This is a genomic window from Pseudomonas sp. D47 (genome assembly GCF_045447305.1).
GTDB lineage: Bacteria > Pseudomonadota > Gammaproteobacteria > Pseudomonadales > Pseudomonadaceae > Aquipseudomonas.
Map to the genome: position 1 here is coordinate 35,157 of NZ_JBJGXU010000039.1, position 19,331 is coordinate 54,487.

A 19,331-nucleotide genomic window follows, 5' to 3' on the forward strand; every position below is an offset into this window, starting at 1 on the left:
TTTTTTAACCGCGATTCAGGCTACCGGCCAAGGCCAACAGCATCAGCAGCACAACCGCCCAAGCAAAAGCGCCGACGCCCCAGCCCTGAAGCAACACACCACCGGCCAACCCGCCACCGGCGATGCCCAGGTTCCACACAGTGACCAGCATCGACTGGGCCGCATCCGCCGACGCTCCCGCGGCCTTGGCCAATGCCGTTTGCAGTAACGCCGGCAACCCACCAAACGCTAGGCCCCATAACGCCACGGCGCCGTAGATGACCACGGGCGAGGTGATCCAGAACGCCAATGCCAGCGCGACCAAGCCAAACAGCGCACAACTGATCACCAGCAGCACGCGCAACCATCGATCAATCAGCACACCGGCCAGCCAGATGCTCAACAACGCAGCAAGGCCAAACACCAGCAGCACGCGATCAATATCGGCAACTATCCCGGCGGGTTCGAGCAGTGGCGCGATGTAGGTATAGAGAATGTTGTGGGCCAGTACGTAGGTAAACGTCACCCACAGCACCGGACGAATGCCTGGCAAGGTCAGCACTTTGTGCAGCCCCAAGCGTTTTCCTGCCGGTTCGCCGGCGAAGTCCGGGAGCTGCCAACGCGCCCAAACCAGTAGTAATAGCGTCAGCCCCGTCATGATCGCAAAACTCAGGCGCCAGCCGACGGCAGTACCGAGAAAGGTGCCCGCCGGTACACCCAGTGACAATGCCAACGGTGCGCCAAGCATCGCCACGGCAATCGCCCGGCCTTGCAGGTGTGGCGCGACCATACGGCTGGCATACCCGGCCAGCAGCGCCCAGAGCAGCCCCGCAAAGACCCCGGCGAAAAAACGCGCCACCAGGGTCAAGCCGTAATGGCTGGAAAGCGCCGTCACGCTGTTGACCAAAGCAAAACCGGCGATGGCGATCAGCAGCAACGGCCGGCGCCGCCAGCCTCGCGTCAGCAGTGTGAGGGGAATGGCCGCGAGCAATGAACCGAGGGCATACACGGTGACCAACTGGCCCACCCATGCCGGCGAAACGCTTAGCCCGTCGCTCATCTGCGGCAATAGCCCGGCAGGCATGGCTTCGGTGAGGATGGTGATAAACCCGGCCGCGGCCAAGGCCAGCAAACCACCGAGTGGCAGTGCGTCACGCTGGGTTGCAGAGGGGGAATCGGTCAGTGAAGGGCTGTTGCTCATCGCGTGCTATCCATGAAAAAGGGCAAGCAGGCAGAGTAGGGGGCTGTTGCTTACGGAAAAACAGGCTAAGGTTCCGAACTTATCGGACATTGATGTCCGCAATCTTCAAGGGTAGGGCGATGGACAGTTTGGGTAGCCTCTCGGTTTTTGTGCAGGTTGCGGAGACTCGCAGCTTCACCGCGGCTGGCCGCGTGCTTGGGGTGTCGTCTTCGGCCGTGGGCAAAAGCATCGCGCGCACCGAAGAGCGCCTGGGCGTGCGCTTGTTTCATCGCAGTACGCGCAGCATTACTTTGACCAGTGAAGGCGCGCTGTTCCTCGAGCGTTCGCGGCGGATTCTCGCTGAGGTCGAGGCGGCCGAGCAGGAGTTGACCGAGGCCAGCGCCACGCCTCGGGGCAAGCTGCGTATCAGCTTGCCGCAAGTACGCGGCCTGTTGATGCCGGTGCTCAGCGACTTTATGCGGGCTTACCCGGACATCGAGTTGGATGTGGACTTTTCCGACCGCATGGTCGACGTGATCGAAGAAGGCTTCGACGCGGTGATTCGTACCGGCAAGCCGGAAGACTCGCGTTTGATGGCGCGTCACCTGGGGCATTACCAGTTGGTATTGGTCGGCACTCCGGAATACTTCACTCGATATGGCACTCCGCAACAGCCCCAGGACTTGAACGGTCACGCCTGCCTGCGCCACAAATTTTGCGCCACCGGCAAGTTGGAACCCTGGCCGTTGCGGCACGTACCCGGCTCAATGGAACCCACACTGCGCGCACCGCTGGTCAGCACCACCATCGAGTCCCTCAACCATGTGGTGCACGAAGGGTTGGGCATTGCCTGCCTGCCGGATTTCATGGTCAATCAGGCGGTGCGTGAAGGGCGTTTGCAGCGGGTGCTGGACGATTATCTTGAGCACCGTGGCAGCTTCTGGATGTTATGGCCATCAAGTCGCCATGCCTCGGCCAAGCTGCGCGTGTTTATTGATCATATGTGTGCCGGGCTTTTTCCTGCAGGCGCCGTCCTGTAGGCCTGTGACGTTTTACCGACAGGAATGCGCGCGCCAAGGCCTCGTTCTGTTGCACAATACCGCCCGGACTGTTTTCCTCAGGATTTTCGATGTCGACATCATTTCACTTGCGTAGCCTCGGGCTGGCGCTGGTGCTGGCGGGCGCCGCGGGCTGCTCGTCACCCAAGACCGCTATTTACGAACATGAGAATTTCGACGACTCCGGTACGTTCTCCCGTGATTACCCGGTCAGCGACGTGGCGGCCTGTGAAGCGGCGCGCCGTGCGCTGTTGAGCCAGGGCTACATCATCACCAGCAGCGATCCTAAGCTGGTGGTCGGTAACAAGAGCTTCCAGCAGACGGGCGAAACCCACCTGCAGATCAGCTTCAACGTGGTGTGTGCCGATGATGGCAAAGGCGCTAAGCATTCGACGATGTTTGCCAATGCCTTGCAGGATCGCTACGCGCTGAAGAAGGTCAACAACTCCGCGAGCCTGGGTGTCGGCGTGTTGGGTTCGGTGTCGATGCCGATTGGCTCCACCGATGACTCGATGGTGAAGGTCGCGAGCGAGACGGTCTCAGCGCCAAAGTTTTATGAGCGTTACTTCGCGCTGGTGGACGTGTTTCTGCCGCAGGAAGTGAAGAAGGCCGAGCATATTCCTGAGAAGCCCAAGGCTGAACTCGGTGTGCCGGAACCCAAGGCGGCTCCGGCCGCCGAGAAGGTCGAGGCACCGAAAGAAGCACCGGCAGCGCCTGCCGCCTCCGAACCCCTGGCACCGCCAGTGGAGGCGGCGCCGATTGCCCCGCAGGCAGAACCTTCACCTGCACCTGCACCTTCACCGGCGCCAGCGGCAGCGCCGACCAATCCGGTCTTGCCGGCGCCAACAGAAGCCATTCCACCACTGCCGACACCTGCGCAGTAACTCAGACCGCTACGGGGTTCGCCTTGTCGACGTTGATCCCGTAGCGGCTGATCGCCTCACTGACGTTCTCGCGTCCGATCAGCCCGTCATCCGCTAACGCCTTCAGGGTCGCCAGCACAATGAAGTGGCGGTCCACTTCAAAGAATTCGCGCAAGGTTTCCCGGGTATCCGATTGCCCGAAGCCATCGGTGCCCAACGCCACAAAACGTCGGCCGTGAACGAAAGGGCGAATCTGGTCGGCAAATAATTTCATGTAGTCCGTGGCGACCACCACCGGCCCGGTTTGCCCGGCCAGGCATTGCTCGACATAACTGGTGCGCGGCTCGTTCTGCGGATGCAGCAGGTTCCAGCGCTCCACCGCGTGCCCGTCACGGCGTAGCTCGGTCAGGCTGGTCACACTCCACACATTGCTGTGGATGGCGAAGTCCTTGTCGAGCAATTCGCTGGCGGCAATCACTTCGCGCAATATCGAACCACTGCCCATCAGTTGCACCTGCGCTTGCGGGTGGCTGCTCAGTGGGTACATGCCCTTGAGAATCCCCTCCTCAACGCCTTCGGGCATTGCCGGGTGCGGGTAGTTTTCATTGAGCAGGGTGATGTAGTAATAAATGTCCTCCTGCTCGACATACATACGCCGCATGCCCTCGCGAATAATCACTGCCAGCTCGTAGGCAAACGTCGGGTCATACGAGACGCAGCACGGGATCACCGACGACAAGATGTGGCTGTGGCCATCGTCATGCTGCAAACCTTCGCCCATCAACGTGGTGCGCCCGGCCGTGGCGCCGAGCAGGAAGCCACGCGCCCGTGCGTCGCCCGCCGCCCAGGCCAGGTCGCCGACGCGCTGGAAGCCGAACATCGAGTAGAAAATGTAGAACGGCACGGTCATCAGGCCGTGGTTGCTGTAGGACGTACTTGCCGCGATCCACGAGGAAATGGCGCCGGACTCATTCAGGCCTTCCTGCATGATCTGTCCGTCCTTGCTCTCCTTGTAGTAGCTCAATTGCCCGGCGTCCTGCGGCGTGTAGAGCTGGCCTACAGCCGAGTGGATGCCGATCTGACGAAACAAGCTTTCCATGCCGAAGGTGCGCGACTCATCCGGCACGATGGGCACGATCAGTTTTCCCAGGTGCGGGTCCTTGAGCAGCGTGCCGAGGATCCGTACGAATGCCATGGTGGTGGAGATCGCGCGTTCGCCGGTGTCTTTGAGTTGGGTTGCAAAGGCACTCAGTTCGGGGATCTGCAAGGACTGTACGGCAGTGTGCCGCGCGGGCACATAGCCGCCCAAGGCCTGGCGTCGAGCGGCGAAGTAGCGAGCTTCTTCGCTGTCGGCCGCGGGCTTGAGGTAGGGGATTTCGTCGAGTTGGTCATCCGCCACTTCCAGCCCGAAGCGGTCGCGGAAGGCTTTTACCGCCTCGGCGCCCATCTTCTTCAACTGATGGTTGATGTTCTGGCCTTCGCCAGCTTCACCCATGCCGAAGCCTTTCACCGTCTTGGCCAGGATCACCGTAGGCTGGCCTTTGTGGCGCACGGCGGCCGCGTAGGCGTTATAGACCTTATCTGGGTCATGGCCGCCGCGTGAGAGTTTCCAGATTTCGTCGTCGGACATGTCCGCAACCAATGCTAGCAATTCGGGGTATTTGCCGAAGAAATGTTCGCGCACATAGGCGCCGTTCTGCGATTTGTAGTTCTGATAGTCGCCGTCCACGCATTCCATCATGCGTTGGCGCAGCAGGCCGCTGTGGTCCTTTTCCAGCAGCGCATCCCAGCCACCGCCCCAGATCACCTTGATCACATTACAACCGGCGGCGCGGTACAGGCTTTCGAATTCCTGGATCACCTTGGCATTACCGCGCACCGGGCCGTCCAGGCGTTGCAGGTTGCAGTTGACCACGAAGATCAGGTTGTCGAGTTTCTCGCGGCCGGCCACGGAAATCGCGGCGAGGGATTCCGGCTGGTCCATTTCGCCATCACCGAGGAACGCCCAGACCTTGCGGCCTTGGTGCTGCTTGAGGTCACGAAACTCCAGGTAACGCATAAAGCGCGCCTGGTAGGCGGCGGTGATCGGACCCAGGCCCATGGACACGGTGGGGAATTGCCAAAAGTCCGGCATCAAGCGTGGGTGCGGGTAGGACGACAACCCTTCGCCACCCGCCTCGCGGCGGAAGTTGTCCAGCTGCGCTTCGCTGATGCGGCCTTCCAAGTAGGCGCGGCCGTAGATGCCAGGGGAGGAATGGCCCTGGATGTACACCAGGTCGCCGTCGAAGCTGTCGGTGCGCCCACGGAAGAAGTGGTCAAAGCCTACGTCGTACAGCACAGCGGCTGACGCATACGTCGCGATATGCCCACCCACTCCGGAATGTTTGCCTGCACGCAATACCATCGCCATCGCGTTCCAGCGGATAAACGCATTGGTGCGCCGCTCGATGGCCAGGTTGCCGGGGTAGGGCAGTTGGCGGTCGACGGGGATGGTGTTGACGTATGGCGTAGTCACCCGCCCGTAGAAGTCGCCATGGCGCGCAACGTCGAAATCCAGCAACTGATCAATCAGGTAGTGGGCGCGCGGGCGGCCTTCGGTGGACAGCACCGATTCGATGGACTCCAGCCACTCGCGGGTTTCCTGTGGATCGTCGTCCAGTCTTACTGCGTTATTGGGGGTCATGTGAGGCTCCAGGGTAGGCGGATTTCAAGCGGCAAGCTCCTTGTGGGAGTAGTGCAAATGTAATTGCAATTGCAACGACATGCCTAAATCTAGCCCGGGATGAGCTACTATTGCAACCTTCTTGAAATTTCCCGGATGGTGTTGCATGTCGTCGAAAGAGCCTGATGTATGGTTCCGTTTTGTCAGGGCCCACAGGACGGTCATCCGTGAAATCGAACGCCGCTTGGCCGAGGCTGACCTGCCGCCGTATGCCTGGTATGACGCGCTGTGGGGCCTGGAAAGCGGTCCCGAGGGCACTCGCCGCATGCACGAATTGGCCGATGTGCTGGCGATCGAGCGCTACAACCTGACGCGCCTGGTGGACCGCCTGGAAAAGGACGGCCTGGTGGTACGTTCGCGGTCTGACGGCGACGGCCGTGCGGCATTTGCCTCGATCACCGACGCGGGTCGTGTGTTGCGCAAAAAGATGTGGAAGATCTACGAAAGCACCGTGGACGAGTTGTTCCTGTCGCACATCGAGCCTGAGCAGCGCCAGTTGTTTGCCGATACCTTGGAGCGTGCAGCGGGGTTGGCGGTGGAGGCGGGTGTGCAAACCCGCAGTCGACGCAAGATCTGAGGCATACGAGGAACCCATGTGGGAGCTGGCTTGCCTGCGATAGCGGTACATCCGCATCAGATACAGTGCCTGACACGCTGCTATCGCAGGCGACCCAGCTCCCACAGTTGACGGTTTTCCCATTCACTTGAGTGGATACCGGTTCATCGCCTGTACCACCTGCTGTGCATCGATAGCCCCTTCATCCGCCAACGCCCTCAACGCACACACCACAATCCAATAACGGCTGGGCGCAGACGCCTGCACCGAGCCTGCGCCCAGCGCTACAAAACGCGCGTCCACATACCCCGCCAACTGATCGACAATCGGCTGCGGATAACCGGTGACGGCAATCACTGGCGTGGTACTCCCGGCCAGGCAATCACGTAAATGGCAGCTTTGCTTGGGCGCTGTGGGATGCAGCCGATTCCAGCGTTCAGCCGCTGCCGCTTCGCGGGCCAGTCGCGTGTAGCTGGGGCAGCTCCACACCGCTGCCGTGACGCCCCAGTCCTGTTCCAGCAAGTGTGCGGCGTGCACCACTTCGCCCAATGCCCGTCCCGCGCCGAGCAATCGCACATCCCCTTGGCGACGTTGGATTGGGTACATCCCTTTGAGCGCATCTTCACGATCCTGTGCATCCAGCGTCACTGCGCTTTCCTGATCATGCAGCGCCAAGTAATAAAACCCCGGCTTGCCGTCGACATATAGCGTGCGCAACCCCGCCAGCACAATTGCGCGGGCTTCCTCGCCCGAGGCCGGGTCATACGGCGTGCAACGTGGATGGGCCGCCAGCCACAACGGCAATGACGGTTGAGCGCCCTTGGGCCACGCAGACGGTTGATTTTCGATGTCGTTGCACAGGATGCCACGCTGCGCGGTTTCGTCCGCCAGGGCACATAACTGCGCCGACGACGCCGCGCTGTGCAGGTACAGCAGTGGTTTTTCCCCAGTATTGCGCGCGAACCAGCTAGGCCAATTACCCACGCGCCGGCTGCGTGACTGGCCCCGAATCACCCAGGCTTGTCGGCTGAACTCCAGGGTATTGGCCATGTGCATGACCGTGTACAGCGGCGAGCTGCGCGAATCTACGGCTGTGTTGAGTGCGTCGATGCACAGCTGCGCGGCGTTTGCGGTAGAGGCGGGCATGGGGCGAGGCTCCTGGCAGCAGAAGTTCGTACCCTAATGGAAAAGTAATTGCACTTGCAATGATTGCAATCGCGCATCAACACCCAAATGCTAAATCAACCCAACGTTGCTACGTTTAATCAGCACGTGCAGGAACGTCATGGCGCAGACATTTTTTTGTCATCGCGGCACTTTAGGCTGGCTGTGCAGGTCATTTATTGGCAGCCGCTTTAAACCCACAAGGAGTCCACCATGGACGATTACCAAGAAGAACTGCTGGAGTACCACGCGTTTGAATTGGATCCGCTGGATCCGGTCGATGACGCAACTGAGCTGTAATACCGACTTCAGGCGGAATGCCGCTGACTGCGGCGAAATTCCCCTGGGGTCTGGTTGTTCCAGCGCCTGAACGCCCGTTGAAAGGCTTGGGCTGAGGCAAAACCGAGCAAGTAGGCGATCTCGCCGAACGCCAGTTCCGTATCGCGAATGTAGGTCATGGCCAAATCGCGGCGGGTATCGTTGAGAATCGCGCGAAACTGAGTGCCTTCTTCGGCCAGTTTGCGGCGCAGCGTCCAGGTTGGCAGCTTCAAGCGTGCCGCCACTTCTTCCAGGTCGGGTTCCCGGCCGCCATTGAGCATCGGCCCCAGCAACCGGGTAATGCGCTCGCGCAGGCTGCGGGTGCGGGTCAACTGCTCCAACTCGTGTTCACACAACTTCAACAACAGCTGCCAGGTACTCGGGCAATGCTGCGGGTTTCGCAGTGCCAACGTCTGTTGGCTGAGGCGCAATTGATTGGCCTCGGCGCCGAAGTGCACCGGGCTGTCGCCCAGTACGCTGTACTGCTCGCTGTACTCGGGGGCTTGGAATTCGATGTCGATGCGCTGCGCTTGCAGCGGTTGCTGAGCCAGGCTGGACAATTGCTGCAACCAGCCGGCGATAATCGAATCCACCACAAAACGGTTGTAGGCGTTGTACGGGCTGATGGAATAAAAGCGCAGCCAGGCGCCTTCGGCATCCTCATGAAAACTCGACTGCCCGCGATAGTTGGAGCCGTACAGCGCTTCAAAGCGGGTCAGCGTGCGCGCGGCTTCACGCACAGTGGGGGCTTGGGCGGCGGTGACACCCGCGAGGCCGGCCTGGCTCAAGCGGCTGAGCTGGCCCATGCGCAGGCCCAGGCTGGGGTCGCCGGTCAGTTGGATGGCCGCGTGGCCCAGGCGCATATAGCGCGGGATCGACAAACGCGCGCCGGCTTCGGCAAGGCGCGCCGGGTCGAGACCGTATTGCAGCAAAAGCGGTTGCGGGTCCAGGCCATGGCTTTGAATAGCATCCGCCAGGGTGTGCACGAAGCCCACCGACAGATCGCCAAGGCGCACCGGCTTCAAGGCGCTACAGCCAGATATTCAGCAGGCGCGCACCACGGGCACCGCTGTCGGCGTTGATTTGCCCGTTGCTGCTGAGGAAGCTGTGCCCGGCGGTGCCCAAATCCCAGAACTGCCCGCGCAGGAACACGCTCATGCCGGCGGTCGCCTGGCTGATCGGCTGTTGGCTGATCAGGGTCAGGCGGCGCCAGGCTTCGCCTTCGCTGAGTTCTTCGGGCTTGAGGCTGATTTCGGGCGGCGTCGAGACGCTTTTGAAGCCGCGCCATGGGCGGTCCCAGGTGTCGCGGCCAATGACAAAGGCCGGCACCGCGACCAATTGCGCGCCTTGCTCATTGAGTTTGCGGTAGTTGTCCGGGTACCAGCTGTCGCTGCCGATCAGGATACCCAGACGCCCGGCCGGGGTATCGACCACGCTGACGATGTTTTCATCGCCCGGTTCGATAAACCCGCGCTCATCGTAGATCGGATAGAACTGGCGCTGCGGCTGGCCCACCGGCAAGCCGTCGGCACCAAACACCAGGCTTGCGTTGTACAACGCGCCATGGCCGATGTGCAGTTGCCCTTGTTCGACACTCGGGTTGGGCAGGGCAATGGAGCCGGCCACCAGCGTGACGCCAAATTCCTTGGCCAGGCCGCCGAACAGCACTTGATAGTCGCGGGCCATGGCGGGGGCTTTCATGCGCAGGTACGCGTCGTCCATGCGGTTATCGCCCTTGGCGCTGATCCACGCACGTGCGAACTGCAGCGGGTTACTCGCCGAGAGCCAGTTCATTGCATCCTTCAAATGCACTGCCTGGTACAGCTCGTTTTTTTCGCCGCTGAGCATCAGCCAGGTGCCGATATGTTCCGGCAGCACCACGATGGTTTTTTCATTGATCAGCCCTTGGTCCTGGGCCTTTTGCAGGTAGGCCGCAAGCTTCAGGTGCAGGCGTTCCAGGCTCTGGTAATCGGCGGGGAACAGCTCCGGCTGGATGCCCAACAAGTTGCCGCGATCGGCAGGCTCGCCTTCATTGACGGCCAAGGTGATGCGCAAGTCCGACAGGTAGTGCGCCACGGGGCGCTCCTGGGTCCAGACCAGATAGGCAGAAACGGCGGCAACCAGGGCCATGATCAGAGTGAATGCTAGAAGTTTACGCATGGGGCAACAGACAACAGACCGTGTGCAGGGTTCGCGACTAGGGTAGGGCCCATGTGCCCGCTTGCCAAGGGGCGCTGTACATTTCGATCAATAAGTTGTCAGTTTAGGTCATTGAGCAGTAGTCCATCGCCTCTTAGTCTGTGGGACATAAACCGATGGCAGGCCATTCGAGCCTTCCACGTCCCGTGATGATCCGTTGTGGAGCTGTACCATGACCGCTGCTGCCTACCCGCACCTGCTGGCCCCGTTGGACCTGGGTTTTACCACGTTGCGCAATCGCACCCTAATGGGCTCGATGCACACCGGGCTTGAAGAAAAACCCGGCGGCTTCGAACGCATGGCCGCGTATTTTGCCGAACGTGCCCGTGGCGGCGTCGGCCTGATGGTCACCGGCGGTATTGGCCCGAACGATGAAGGCGGCGTGTACGCCGGTGCTGCCAAGCTGACCACCGACGAAGAAGCGCAGAAGCACAAGATCGTCACCCAGGCCGTACACGAAGCCGGCGGCAAGATCTGCATGCAGATCCTCCACGCCGGCCGGTATGCCTACAGCCCCAAGCAGGTTGCACCGAGCGCGATCCAGGCGCCGATCAACCCGTTCAAGCCCAAGGCGCTGGACGAAGAAGGCATCGAAAAGCAGATCCAGGATTTTGTCACCTGCTCGCTGCTGGCCCAGGTCGCCGAGTACGACGGCGTCGAAATCATGGGCTCCGAAGGCTACTTCATTAATCAGTTCCTGGCCGCCCACACCAACCACCGCACCGACCGTTGGGGCGGCAGCTACGAAAACCGCATGCGCCTGGCGGTGGAAATCGTACGCCGCGTACGCGAAGCGGTAGGCCCGAACTTCATCATTATTTTCCGCCTGTCGATGCTCGACCTGGTCGAAGGCGGCAGCACCTGGGAAGAGATCGTGCAGTTGGCCAAGGCCATCGAGCAGGCCGGTGCGACCCTTATCAACACCGGTATCGGCTGGCACGAAGCGCGCATCCCGACCATCGCTACCAAAGTGCCGCGTGGCGCGTTCAGCAAAGTCACCGCCAAGCTGCGCGGTGCGGTGCAGATTCCGCTGATCACAACCAACCGTATCAACACCCCGGAAATTGCCGAGCAGATCCTCGCCGAAGGCGATGCCGACATGGTCTCGATGGCGCGGCCGTTCCTTGCCGACCCGGAGTTCGTCAACAAGGCCGCAGCCGGCCGCGCCGATGAAATCAACACCTGCATCGGCTGCAACCAGGCCTGCCTGGACCACACCTTCGGCGGCAAGCTGACCACCTGCCTGGTCAACCCGCGCGCGTGCTACGAAACCGAGCTGAATTACCTGCCGGTGAAGCAGATCAAGAAAATCGCCGTGGTGGGCGCTGGCCCCGCGGGCTTGGCGGCGGCCACTGTGGCGGCAGAGCGCGGTCACCAAGTGACCTTGTTCGACTCCGCCAGCGAGATCGGCGGCCAGTTCAACATCGCCAAGCGTGTGCCGGGCAAAGAAGAATTTTTCGAAACCCTGCGCTACTTCAAGCGCAAATTGCAGACCACCCACGTCGAGCTGTGCCTCAACACCCGCGTGGATGTTGCGCAACTCGCGGCAGGTGGTTACGACGAAATCATCCTGGCCACCGGCATTGCGCCGCGCACGCCAGCCATCCCGGGTATCGACAACGCCAAGGTGCTGAGCTACCTGGACGTGATCCTCGAGCGTAAACCGGTGGGCAAGCGCGTGGCCGTGATTGGCGCCGGCGGCATCGGTTTCGACGTGTCCGAGTTCCTCGTGCACGAGGGCGTGTCCACCAGCCTGGACCGCGACGCGTTCTGGAAAGAGTGGGGCATCGACACCCAGCTGCAAGCCCGTGGTGGCGTGGCCGGCATCAAGCCTGCGCCGCATGCCCCGGCGCGTGAAGTGTTCCTGCTGCAACGCAAGACCTCCAAGGTCGGCGACGGCCTGGGCAAGACCACCGGCTGGATCCACCGCACGGGCCTTAAGAACAAGCGCGTGCAGATGCTCAACAGCGTCGAGTACCTGAGCATTGATGATCAAGGCCTGCATATCCGCATCGGCGCCGAGGGCGAGCCGCAGGTGCTGGCGGTGGACAACATCGTCATCTGCGCCGGGCAAGACCCGCTGCGCGAACTGCAGGACGGCCTGGTCGCCGCCGGCCAGAACGTGCACCTGATCGGCGGCGCCGATGTAGCGGCCGAGCTGGATGCCAAACGGGCCATCAACCAGGGCTCGCGCCTCGCTGCCGAGCTGTAAGACGAAAGAAGGGGCGGTGTTAGACTACCGCCCCTTTTTTCATTCAGATGCCTCCCGATGGGCCCTTTCGACTGGCTTCCCCACGCGCCCCTTGAACCCTTGCAGCTGGACTGGCTGAACGGCGTCGAGGTGGCCGTGTTGCGCCTGGATTGCATCGACCCGCTGATCAGCGGCAACAAGTGGTTCAAACTCACCGAACACCTGGCCCAGGCGCAAGCCGCCGGTGCCAGCGGGGTCATCAGCCTGGGCGGTGCTCACTCCAACCACCTGCACGCACTCGCGGCAGCCGGCAAACGCTTTGATTTCCCCACCGTGGGCCTGCTGCGCGGCCACCCTCAAGACACGCCCACCGTCCTTGATCTGAAAGCCTTCGGCATGCAGCTGCATTGGCTGGGCTATGGCGGCTATCGTGCACGTCACGAGCCAGGTTTCTGGCTGCCATGGCGCGAACAGTATCCGCAGTTGTACCCCGTGCCCGAAGGCGGCGGTGGCATAACCGGTGCAGTGGGTTGCGCGGTGCTGGTCGAGCAAGCGCGCGGGCAGTTGAGCAACCTCGGTTGGGCCGATTACGACGCGTGGTGGCTGGCGGCGGGCACCGGCACCACGTTGGCCGGGCTGGCGCTGGCAGAGGCGGGGGCACATCCGGTATACGGCGCAATGGCGGTGCCGGAGGATCACGGTGTTGCACAGAACGTGCAGGCTATTGTGCAGCAGGGGTATGAATTGTTGGATGCAAGCCGAGGCGGTTTCGCCAAGGTAGGCCCGCTATTGCTTGAGTTCATGCACGCCACGGAACAGGCCTGCGGTTTACCGCTGGAACCGCTTTACACCGCCAAGGCCTTGCTGGCGCTCAAGCAACAGATCGAGGCCGGGCGTTTTACTCCCGGCACTCGCCTGATCTTCGTGCATACCGGCGGCCTGCAAGGCCGCCGAGGGTTTATGGGATAGCCTTCTTGCCCGGCATCATGCGCAGCGCCGTGTTGTCTCGCAGGATGTAGTGGTGAATGATCCCGGCCAGCGCATGCAGCCCGATCAGCCAGTAGCCGACCTGGCCGAACAGCACATGCCAGTGCTCAATCTCTTTGGCCAGCGCCTTGTTTTCAGCGATCAACGGCGGCAACTCAATCCCGTAAAACATTACCGAATGGCCCTCGGCACTGACGATCAGCCAACCCGCAATCGGCATGCCGATCATCAGCGCATACAACGCCACATGCATCAGGGTCGCCAGCAGGCTTTGCCATTGCGGCGGTGTCGGCACGATCTTCGGCGCCACGCCCAGGCTGCGGGCAAACAGGCGTAGCCACACCAGCACAAATACGGTGAGGCCGAACATAAAGTGCATTTCGACAATCAGTGTTCGCGCGCCACTGCCTTTGGGGAACTGGCCGCGTAACTCTATGCAGGCGTAAACCACTGCCAGCAGCAGCACCATCAACCAGTGCAACGCAATCGACATGGTGCTGTAGCGCGTATCGGAGTTTTTCCACGGCATCGCTTTCTTCCTCACTCATCAGGGCAAACCTCCGTTCTTTAGCGACGGAGTCCTGTAACTGTAAGCCGGTTTCTCAGGAACTGCCTGCGGTAAATCAATTTTTCACCTGGGTTGTTAGGGCTCAACAGGATTATTGCGCGGCAGTATTCCGAATTTTCCTATGGATTCGCAGCGTTTGGTTACAGCGCTAACGCCCCTAGGAAGGAACTCGATGACTTGTGACGATCACAGAGTTAGGGGCGAGCCGATGTACGTTGAATTCTGCTCGTGACGTTACGGTGAATGTTCATCTATTGAGCTCAGCTTCAAATAGGGGGCTCTTATTGTCGTGGAGAAGTGCAAATGATCAGTGGTTACTTGGGCAATCGCTCCATGGGTTCGAAAGATTATTCGAATGGATTGGAGGGGCCGAGCTCGAAACGTCATGAAGTGTCAGCGGGCCTGCAGGAAACGCAAGTGTTCAAACATTCTGGTCAGCGGGCGGTTGCCCCGGACTCAGATACACAGGCCTCCGTTAAATCACTGTTTTCAACCCTGAATGCGCTCATGCCAGCGCTGGAGCGATTACTTCAAAATAAAACGCAGCGCCCGGAGCAAACAACGGTTAAAAAAACACTCATTGATAAGTTTGCAATCAACGATAGCAAGCAATCATTGCAGTCGCCGGTTGATAGTCATCAGTACCCAGCGCTGTCTAAAAAGAAAAAAGGTGAGCGACCAACGGATGTCTGGGCGGGTGTCATGTATGGGACCAAAAACAATGAGCCTGCTCTGTCGGCGATCAAAGCGGCAATGATGAAGTATGGTCAAAGCCCTTTGGGCGTATTTTCAAGTGTGGTGCGGTCGGACAGTGGTTACAAAGTAGTCATGAGAGATGGTTTTGAACTTCACCTTACGTTGAAGGAAATAGCGCGGGCGAAAGTGTTCTCGGGGTTTCAGCACGGCCCTAATCCGGAAGATGGCGGTATGTATAAAGACGTGGCATTCATGTACGCCGCGAGTGCCAAGCGAGCGCAGTTGGAACACGTTGGCGGTACCCCGAAAAGCTTTATGGATGGCCTAAATACCTTGTGTAGTAACCAGGACCCCGCGACCAGTCTCAAGCAACTTGGGCTTGAAGGGGTGATGCGCCTGACCACGTGGCCGGCGCTGCTTCAGAGCGGTGGTATCGGTGTTGTCAAAATTGGCGGTAACACAAACTTTGCATTTGAGGGAATGGTGGATGGGTGCACGACCAAACAAAGACTGCCGGATAACCATCGTGGCGTGACGTACGAGTTAATCTGAGTGTGAAGTGAATCAACTGAGAGAAGGAGGGGCACATGGTCGGCAATAGCATTTCGAGACAAAGCGCTGCTGAGTCTAATGCAGTGGCATCCGGGGTAGCGTTGGGGGGCGGATCTGGTTGGGCCGTATCGAGTCGGGAGATGCATCAGCCTACGCTGGCGTCTCATCCTATTCGGGCAGACCACTTACTATCGGATACTACCGATCCTGATAACCTGATTGCTCAAATAGCCGTGTTGTTGAACGCGTTACTCGGTCTGCTTGAAAAGGCCAAAGTACACATAGATAAAGAATCAAGTATTGATAAGGATAAGGACCGAACGACCGTTGTGCCCAATCGCCCAACCGTTGTCGTTCCCGAGAATGAACCCATCTCTTGTATTTCCAACAGCCCGCCTGGACAACCACCTGGCGATGTTTGGCTGGGGCTCAGTGAAGGGGAGGGAAGCAACTCAGGCGTATTGGCAGGTATTAAGGCGGGGATGATGCGGTTTGGTCAGAGCCCTCGAGGGGTCTATTCCAGTGTTCGTGAGCATCCAATGGGTTGCGAAGTGGTTATGAGGGATGGCTATAAAGTCATGATCACCAAGGACGAACTCGCGAAGGCCAAGGACGTTGCGGATTTCAGGGGCACCGACCCTGGAATGATTAAAGATGCCGTATTCATGTATGCAGTGACGGCCAAGCGCGAGCAGGAGCGAATCAAGCACGCCGGGATTTCTTATGCCAGGCGGCACCTGAGCGACCCCTTTGAGGCCGCGATGCAGCAGCTAAATGATAATTTTTGGGCACATAAAGCGCTCGCCGCTCTAGGGTTGACGGGTAATGTACGACAGGTGCCAGTGTCCGAACTTGAAGCGAAGGGCGGTATAGGTGTTGTTACTGTTGGTTATGATGCGATGCTCATGTCGAAGGGGTATGTAGACATGTATGGCCCAGAAAAGCTGGGGGTATCGACTCGGCGTGATATTTGGGGCGACGAGCAAGAACTCATGGCACATGAATTGGTATAGCCACTACGCTTGTGCCCAAAGTGGCTCAAGCAATCTCAACTTTGCGCTCTGCAGCGCACAGGCTTTGCCCTCTGACTGCATTCACTCACCCCGCTCGGCAAGGTGAGTATTAGTGGGCACGTCGAAGGCTATAGGCTCTGAGGCATTTCTCCTTTTTTCAGGCGCTGGTTGATATCCGCGATGACATCCGGCAAGTCGTTGATGGTGTCGATCAAGTAGTGCGGGCGCGAGTCTTTGAACATCGCTTCGATACGCTTGCGCTCGCGGGCCAAGGTGCTGCTGTCCAGGGCACGGAACTGCTCGTACGTCAGGCCCAGCGCGTTGCCCGAGCAGGTCAGCGCCACGGTCCACATGCCGGCGCGACGGCCTTCGAGAATGCCTGGCACAGTGTCGTCGACCTTCACGCAGGCCGCCACATCATCGATGCCCAGCGCGATCACGTTGGCCAACGCCTGGGCTGGCCACGGGCGGCCGTTGGGTACTTCGTCGGTGGCGACCACGTGGTCGGCGATGTAGCCATTGGTGGCCGCCAGGGCGACAACTTTGTCCATCACTTGCTTGGGGTAGCCGGAGCAGGAGCCGATCTTGATGCCTTGCACACGCAGCCGGGCAATGGTGTCGAGGGCGCCAGGGATCAGCGCCGAGTGTTCGGCGATTTTCTCGATTTGCAACGGCATGAAGCGCTGATAGATGGCAGTGACGTCGTCGTCGGTCGGTGTGCGGCCGAAGGCCTTGCGGTAGCGCTCGGCGACTTCTGGCTGGTTGCAAAGAGTGCGGATATGGTCCCACTTGCCCATGCCCATCGGGCCACGGGCTTCTTCGATCGAGACTTGTACGTCGAACTCGGCGAAGGCTTCGACAAAGATTTGCGTGGGGGCGAAGGAGCCGAAGTCGACCACGGTGCCGGCCCAGTCGAGGATAACGGCCTGGAGGGTGTTGGGGTTTTGATAGTTCATGGTTCAGATCCTGTGGGTAATGGGGGCAGTCAAACGTCCAACACTTCCATTGCTTGCAGCACCTCGGCGATCGCCTTGACCGCTGCGCGCATGCCGGGCGCATCGACGTGGCCGATGCAGCCCACGCGGAAGGTTTCCACTTGGGTCAATTTGCCGGGGTAGAGGATGAAACCCTTGGCCTTGACCCGCTCATAAAAGTCCTTGAACTGGTAGCGCGGGTCTTTTGGGGCGTGAAAGGTCACGATGATCGGGGCCTGGATCGCCGCCGGCAGAAAACTGCGCAGGCCCAGTTCGGCCATGCCGTCCAGCAGTGCCTGGCAGTTGCGGGCGTAGCGTTGGTGACGCGCGGGCAGGCCGCCTTCTTCTTGATATTGCAGCAGTGCTTCGTGCAGGGCCGCGACCACATGGGTGGGTGGGGTGAAGCGCCATTGGCCGGTCTTGGCCATGTAGCTGTGTTGGTCGAACAGGTCCATCGCCAGGGAATGGCAGTTGCCCTGTGCGGCGGCCAGTGCCTGTTTGTCGGCGAAGACGAAACCCATGCCCGGCACGCCTTCCAGGCATTTGCCGGAGGCTGCGATCAGTGCGTCGAACGGCACTTCGCGAGCATCGATCGGCAGTGCACCGAAGGAGCTCATGGCATCGATAATCAGGCGTTTGCCGTGGCTTTTCACTGCATCGGCGATCTGCGGCAGCGGGTTGAGAATGCCAGTGCTGGTTTCGCAGTGGATCAGCGCCACGTGGGTAATGGCCGGGTCGGCGTGCAGCAGGCGGTCGACGTCAGCGGCGGTGGTGGGTTCATCCTCGGCGGTTTCGAAGGTGCTGAAATCGCGGCCGAGCACTTCGCAGATCTTCGCCAGGCGCTTGCCGTAGGCGCCGTTGATCAGCACCAGTACCTTGCCGTCGCGCGGCACCAGGGTGCCGATGGCGGCTTCGACGGCAAAGGTGCCGCTGCCTTGCAAGGGCACGCAATGGTGGCTGCCTTGGCCGTTGAGGATCGCCAGCAACTGCTCGCAGACACTCGCGGTGAGTTGGTTGAAACGGTCATCCCAGGAGCCCCAATCCACCATCATTGCCTGACGGGTGCGGTTTGATGTGGTCAGTGGGCCAGGGGTCAGCAGAATCGGCGCGGCAGGGCTCATCTCAATTCCTCGCAAGGTATCGGGGGTTGAATCTACGGCGCCTAAATTGCAGTTTGGCTTGTCATCAATCAAATTGTTTGTTGTTATGCGAGCTATCAGTGAGGCCGATAGCTATGAACTTGTTCCAACTGCGTGCATTCGATGCGGTGGCCCGCGAGGGCAGCTTTACCCGAGCGGCGGCGCGGCTGTTCATCAGCCAGCCGGCGGTGACCGGGCATATCAAGGCGCTGGAAGAGCACTACCAGATCCCGCTGTTGCGCCGCACAGCTCGGCGCGTGGAGCTGACCGAGGAGGGCATTCGCCTGGCGGCGATCACTCGGGCGATCTTCGGCCTGGTGGACGAGGCGCAGACGCTGTTAGAGGCCAATCGCCAGTTGCTTACCGGGCGCCTCGAAGTCGCGGCGGATGGCCCACACCTGGTGATGCCGATGATCGCCAGCCTGCGCGCCCGCTATCCCGGCATTACCGTCAACTTGCGGCTGGGCAATGCCCAGGAAACCTTGGCGGCGCTGTTGTCCGAGCATGCGGACGTGGCGGTGCTCACTGAGGTGGAACCGCGTAACGGCCTGCACCTGCAACCGCTGAGTGAGTCGCGCATCTGCGCGTTGGTGCCCGTCAGTCACCCGTTGGCTGCGCAGCCCGACGGCATTCGTCTGCAACAGCTGCACGAGGTGATCATGGTGTTGCGCGAACCGACTTCCATCACCCGCCGCACCTTCGATGACGCCTGCCGGGTGGCCAAGGTGCAACCCAAGGTGTTGCTGGAGCTGGACAGCCGCGAGGCGGTGACCGAAGCCGTCGCCGCCGAGCTGGGCGTGGGCGTGGTCTCATCGATGGAGGTCAGTCCGGACCCACGGGTGCAAGCGATTGCGATCCAGGGCGATGGGTTGCTCAACCGGCACATGCTCGGCTGCATGGAGCGGCGCCGCTCGTTGCGGCTGATCCAGGCGTTTTTCGAGTTGGCGCCTTAAGTGGTGGTTGGCTGAAGACCGGGTTGGTGCCATCGCGGCATGGGTATCTACGCAACTTTTTGTGTTGCGCTGAGCTTTTGACGGGGTTTTTAGGTAGATGTGAGTACATATCCGTTGCTGCGGTAACGGCTTCGTAGGGTTCCGCTCTTACAGCGGGTCACTTTTTGAAGGACCAAAAAGTAACCAAAAAGTCCTCGCCCCACCACTCGGTGCCTCGCT

General features: G+C 60.4%; 16 protein-coding genes. 8 read left to right on the top strand and 8 right to left on the bottom strand.

Going from position 1 to position 19,331, the window contains the following annotated elements; translation table 11 throughout:
* Positions 1-4: 4 nt before the first annotated feature.
* Complete coding sequence (locus tag ACI77I_RS22090; RefSeq protein ID WP_406998428.1) at positions 5-1,180, bottom strand: MFS transporter; 1,176 nt, start codon at positions 1,178-1,180, stop codon at positions 5-7.
* Positions 1,181-1,299: 119 nt separating this feature from the next.
* Here ACI77I_RS22090 and ACI77I_RS22095 point away from each other — a divergent pair, with 119 nt between their 5' ends.
* Together ACI77I_RS22095 and ACI77I_RS22100 are read left to right on the top strand one after the other, a co-directional pair.
* The gene (locus ACI77I_RS22095) at positions 1,300-2,199 is read left to right on the top strand and encodes a LysR family transcriptional regulator (protein WP_094951488.1); all 900 of its coding nucleotides are present in this window, start codon (positions 1,300-1,302) and stop codon (positions 2,197-2,199) included.
* Positions 2,200-2,288: 89 nt separating this feature from the next.
* Positions 2,289-3,101 carry a DUF2242 domain-containing protein gene (locus tag ACI77I_RS22100; RefSeq protein WP_406998429.1) on the top strand — a complete coding sequence of 271 codons (813 nt, stop codon included), beginning with the start codon at positions 2,289-2,291 and terminating at the stop codon, positions 3,099-3,101.
* Between the two features lies 1 nt (position 3,102).
* On the opposite strand, the gene aceE is transcribed toward ACI77I_RS22100, so the two are convergent.
* Positions 3,103-5,763 carry a pyruvate dehydrogenase (acetyl-transferring), homodimeric type gene (gene aceE, locus ACI77I_RS22105; RefSeq protein ID WP_406998430.1) on the bottom strand — a complete coding sequence of 887 codons (2,661 nt, stop codon included), beginning with the start codon at positions 5,761-5,763 and terminating at the stop codon, positions 3,103-3,105.
* A 145-nt stretch (positions 5,764-5,908) separates the two neighbouring features.
* On the opposite strand from aceE, the gene ACI77I_RS22110 reads away from it, so the two are divergent.
* Positions 5,909-6,379: a MarR family winged helix-turn-helix transcriptional regulator gene (locus ACI77I_RS22110; protein ID WP_094951491.1), complete on the top strand. Its 471-nt coding sequence runs from the start codon at positions 5,909-5,911 to the stop codon at positions 6,377-6,379.
* 123 nt (positions 6,380-6,502) lie between these two features.
* Here ACI77I_RS22110 and ACI77I_RS22115 read toward each other — a convergent pair whose 3' ends face one another.
* The 3 genes from ACI77I_RS22115 to ACI77I_RS22125 all read right to left on the bottom strand — a co-directional run bounded on the left by ACI77I_RS22115 (position 6,503) and on the right by ACI77I_RS22125 (position 10,000).
* Positions 6,503-7,504 carry a transketolase-like TK C-terminal-containing protein gene (locus tag ACI77I_RS22115; protein WP_406998431.1) on the bottom strand — a complete coding sequence of 334 codons (1,002 nt, stop codon included), beginning with the start codon at positions 7,502-7,504 and terminating at the stop codon, positions 6,503-6,505.
* Between the two features lie 326 nt (positions 7,505-7,830).
* On the bottom strand, positions 7,831-8,865 hold the full coding sequence (locus ACI77I_RS22120; RefSeq protein WP_094951492.1) for an AraC family transcriptional regulator: 1,035 nt from the start codon (positions 8,863-8,865) through the stop codon (positions 7,831-7,833).
* 4 nt (positions 8,866-8,869) lie between these two features.
* Positions 8,870-10,000, bottom strand: coding sequence for a carbon-nitrogen hydrolase family protein (locus ACI77I_RS22125; protein WP_094951493.1), 1,131 nt, complete (start codon positions 9,998-10,000; stop codon positions 8,870-8,872).
* Between the two features lie 211 nt (positions 10,001-10,211).
* Here ACI77I_RS22125 and ACI77I_RS22130 point away from each other — a divergent pair, with 211 nt between their 5' ends.
* A complete protein-coding gene (locus ACI77I_RS22130) occupies positions 10,212-12,251 on the top strand; it encodes an NADPH-dependent 2,4-dienoyl-CoA reductase (protein WP_094951494.1) in 2,040 nt (679 codons plus the stop codon).
* Positions 12,252-12,308: 57 nt separating this feature from the next.
* Positions 12,309-13,199: a 1-aminocyclopropane-1-carboxylate deaminase/D-cysteine desulfhydrase gene (locus tag ACI77I_RS22135; protein WP_406998432.1), complete on the top strand. Its 891-nt coding sequence runs from the start codon at positions 12,309-12,311 to the stop codon at positions 13,197-13,199.
* On the opposite strand, the gene ACI77I_RS22140 is transcribed toward ACI77I_RS22135, so the two are convergent.
* Positions 13,189-13,746 carry a cytochrome b gene (locus ACI77I_RS22140; protein WP_094951496.1) on the bottom strand — a complete coding sequence of 186 codons (558 nt, stop codon included), beginning with the start codon at positions 13,744-13,746 and terminating at the stop codon, positions 13,189-13,191. The genes ACI77I_RS22135 and ACI77I_RS22140 overlap by 11 nt on opposite strands.
* Positions 13,747-14,088: 342 nt before the next feature.
* On the opposite strand from ACI77I_RS22140, the gene ACI77I_RS22145 reads away from it, so the two are divergent.
* Both ACI77I_RS22145 and ACI77I_RS22150 read left to right on the top strand, forming a co-directional pair.
* A complete protein-coding gene (locus ACI77I_RS22145) occupies positions 14,089-15,033 on the top strand; it encodes a hypothetical protein (protein WP_406998434.1) in 945 nt (314 codons plus the stop codon).
* A gap of 140 nt (positions 15,034-15,173) precedes the next feature.
* Positions 15,174-16,046, top strand: a complete 873-nt coding sequence (locus tag ACI77I_RS22150; protein WP_406998435.1) for a hypothetical protein — start codon at positions 15,174-15,176, stop codon at positions 16,044-16,046.
* Positions 16,047-16,174: 128 nt separating this feature from the next.
* Here ACI77I_RS22150 and phnX read toward each other — a convergent pair whose 3' ends face one another.
* Together phnX and ACI77I_RS22160 are read right to left on the bottom strand one after the other, a co-directional pair.
* A complete protein-coding gene (gene phnX / locus ACI77I_RS22155; protein ID WP_406998436.1) occupies positions 16,175-17,002 on the bottom strand; it encodes a phosphonoacetaldehyde hydrolase in 828 nt (275 codons plus the stop codon).
* A 29-nt stretch (positions 17,003-17,031) separates the two neighbouring features.
* Positions 17,032-18,141, bottom strand: coding sequence for a 2-aminoethylphosphonate--pyruvate transaminase (locus tag ACI77I_RS22160; protein WP_242150740.1), 1,110 nt, complete (start codon positions 18,139-18,141; stop codon positions 17,032-17,034).
* A 113-nt stretch (positions 18,142-18,254) separates the two neighbouring features.
* Between ACI77I_RS22160 and ACI77I_RS22165 the strand changes: the two genes are divergently transcribed.
* Positions 18,255-19,112 carry a LysR substrate-binding domain-containing protein gene (locus tag ACI77I_RS22165; RefSeq protein ID WP_242150737.1) on the top strand — a complete coding sequence of 286 codons (858 nt, stop codon included), beginning with the start codon at positions 18,255-18,257 and terminating at the stop codon, positions 19,110-19,112.
* Positions 19,113-19,331 lie beyond the last annotated feature (219 nt).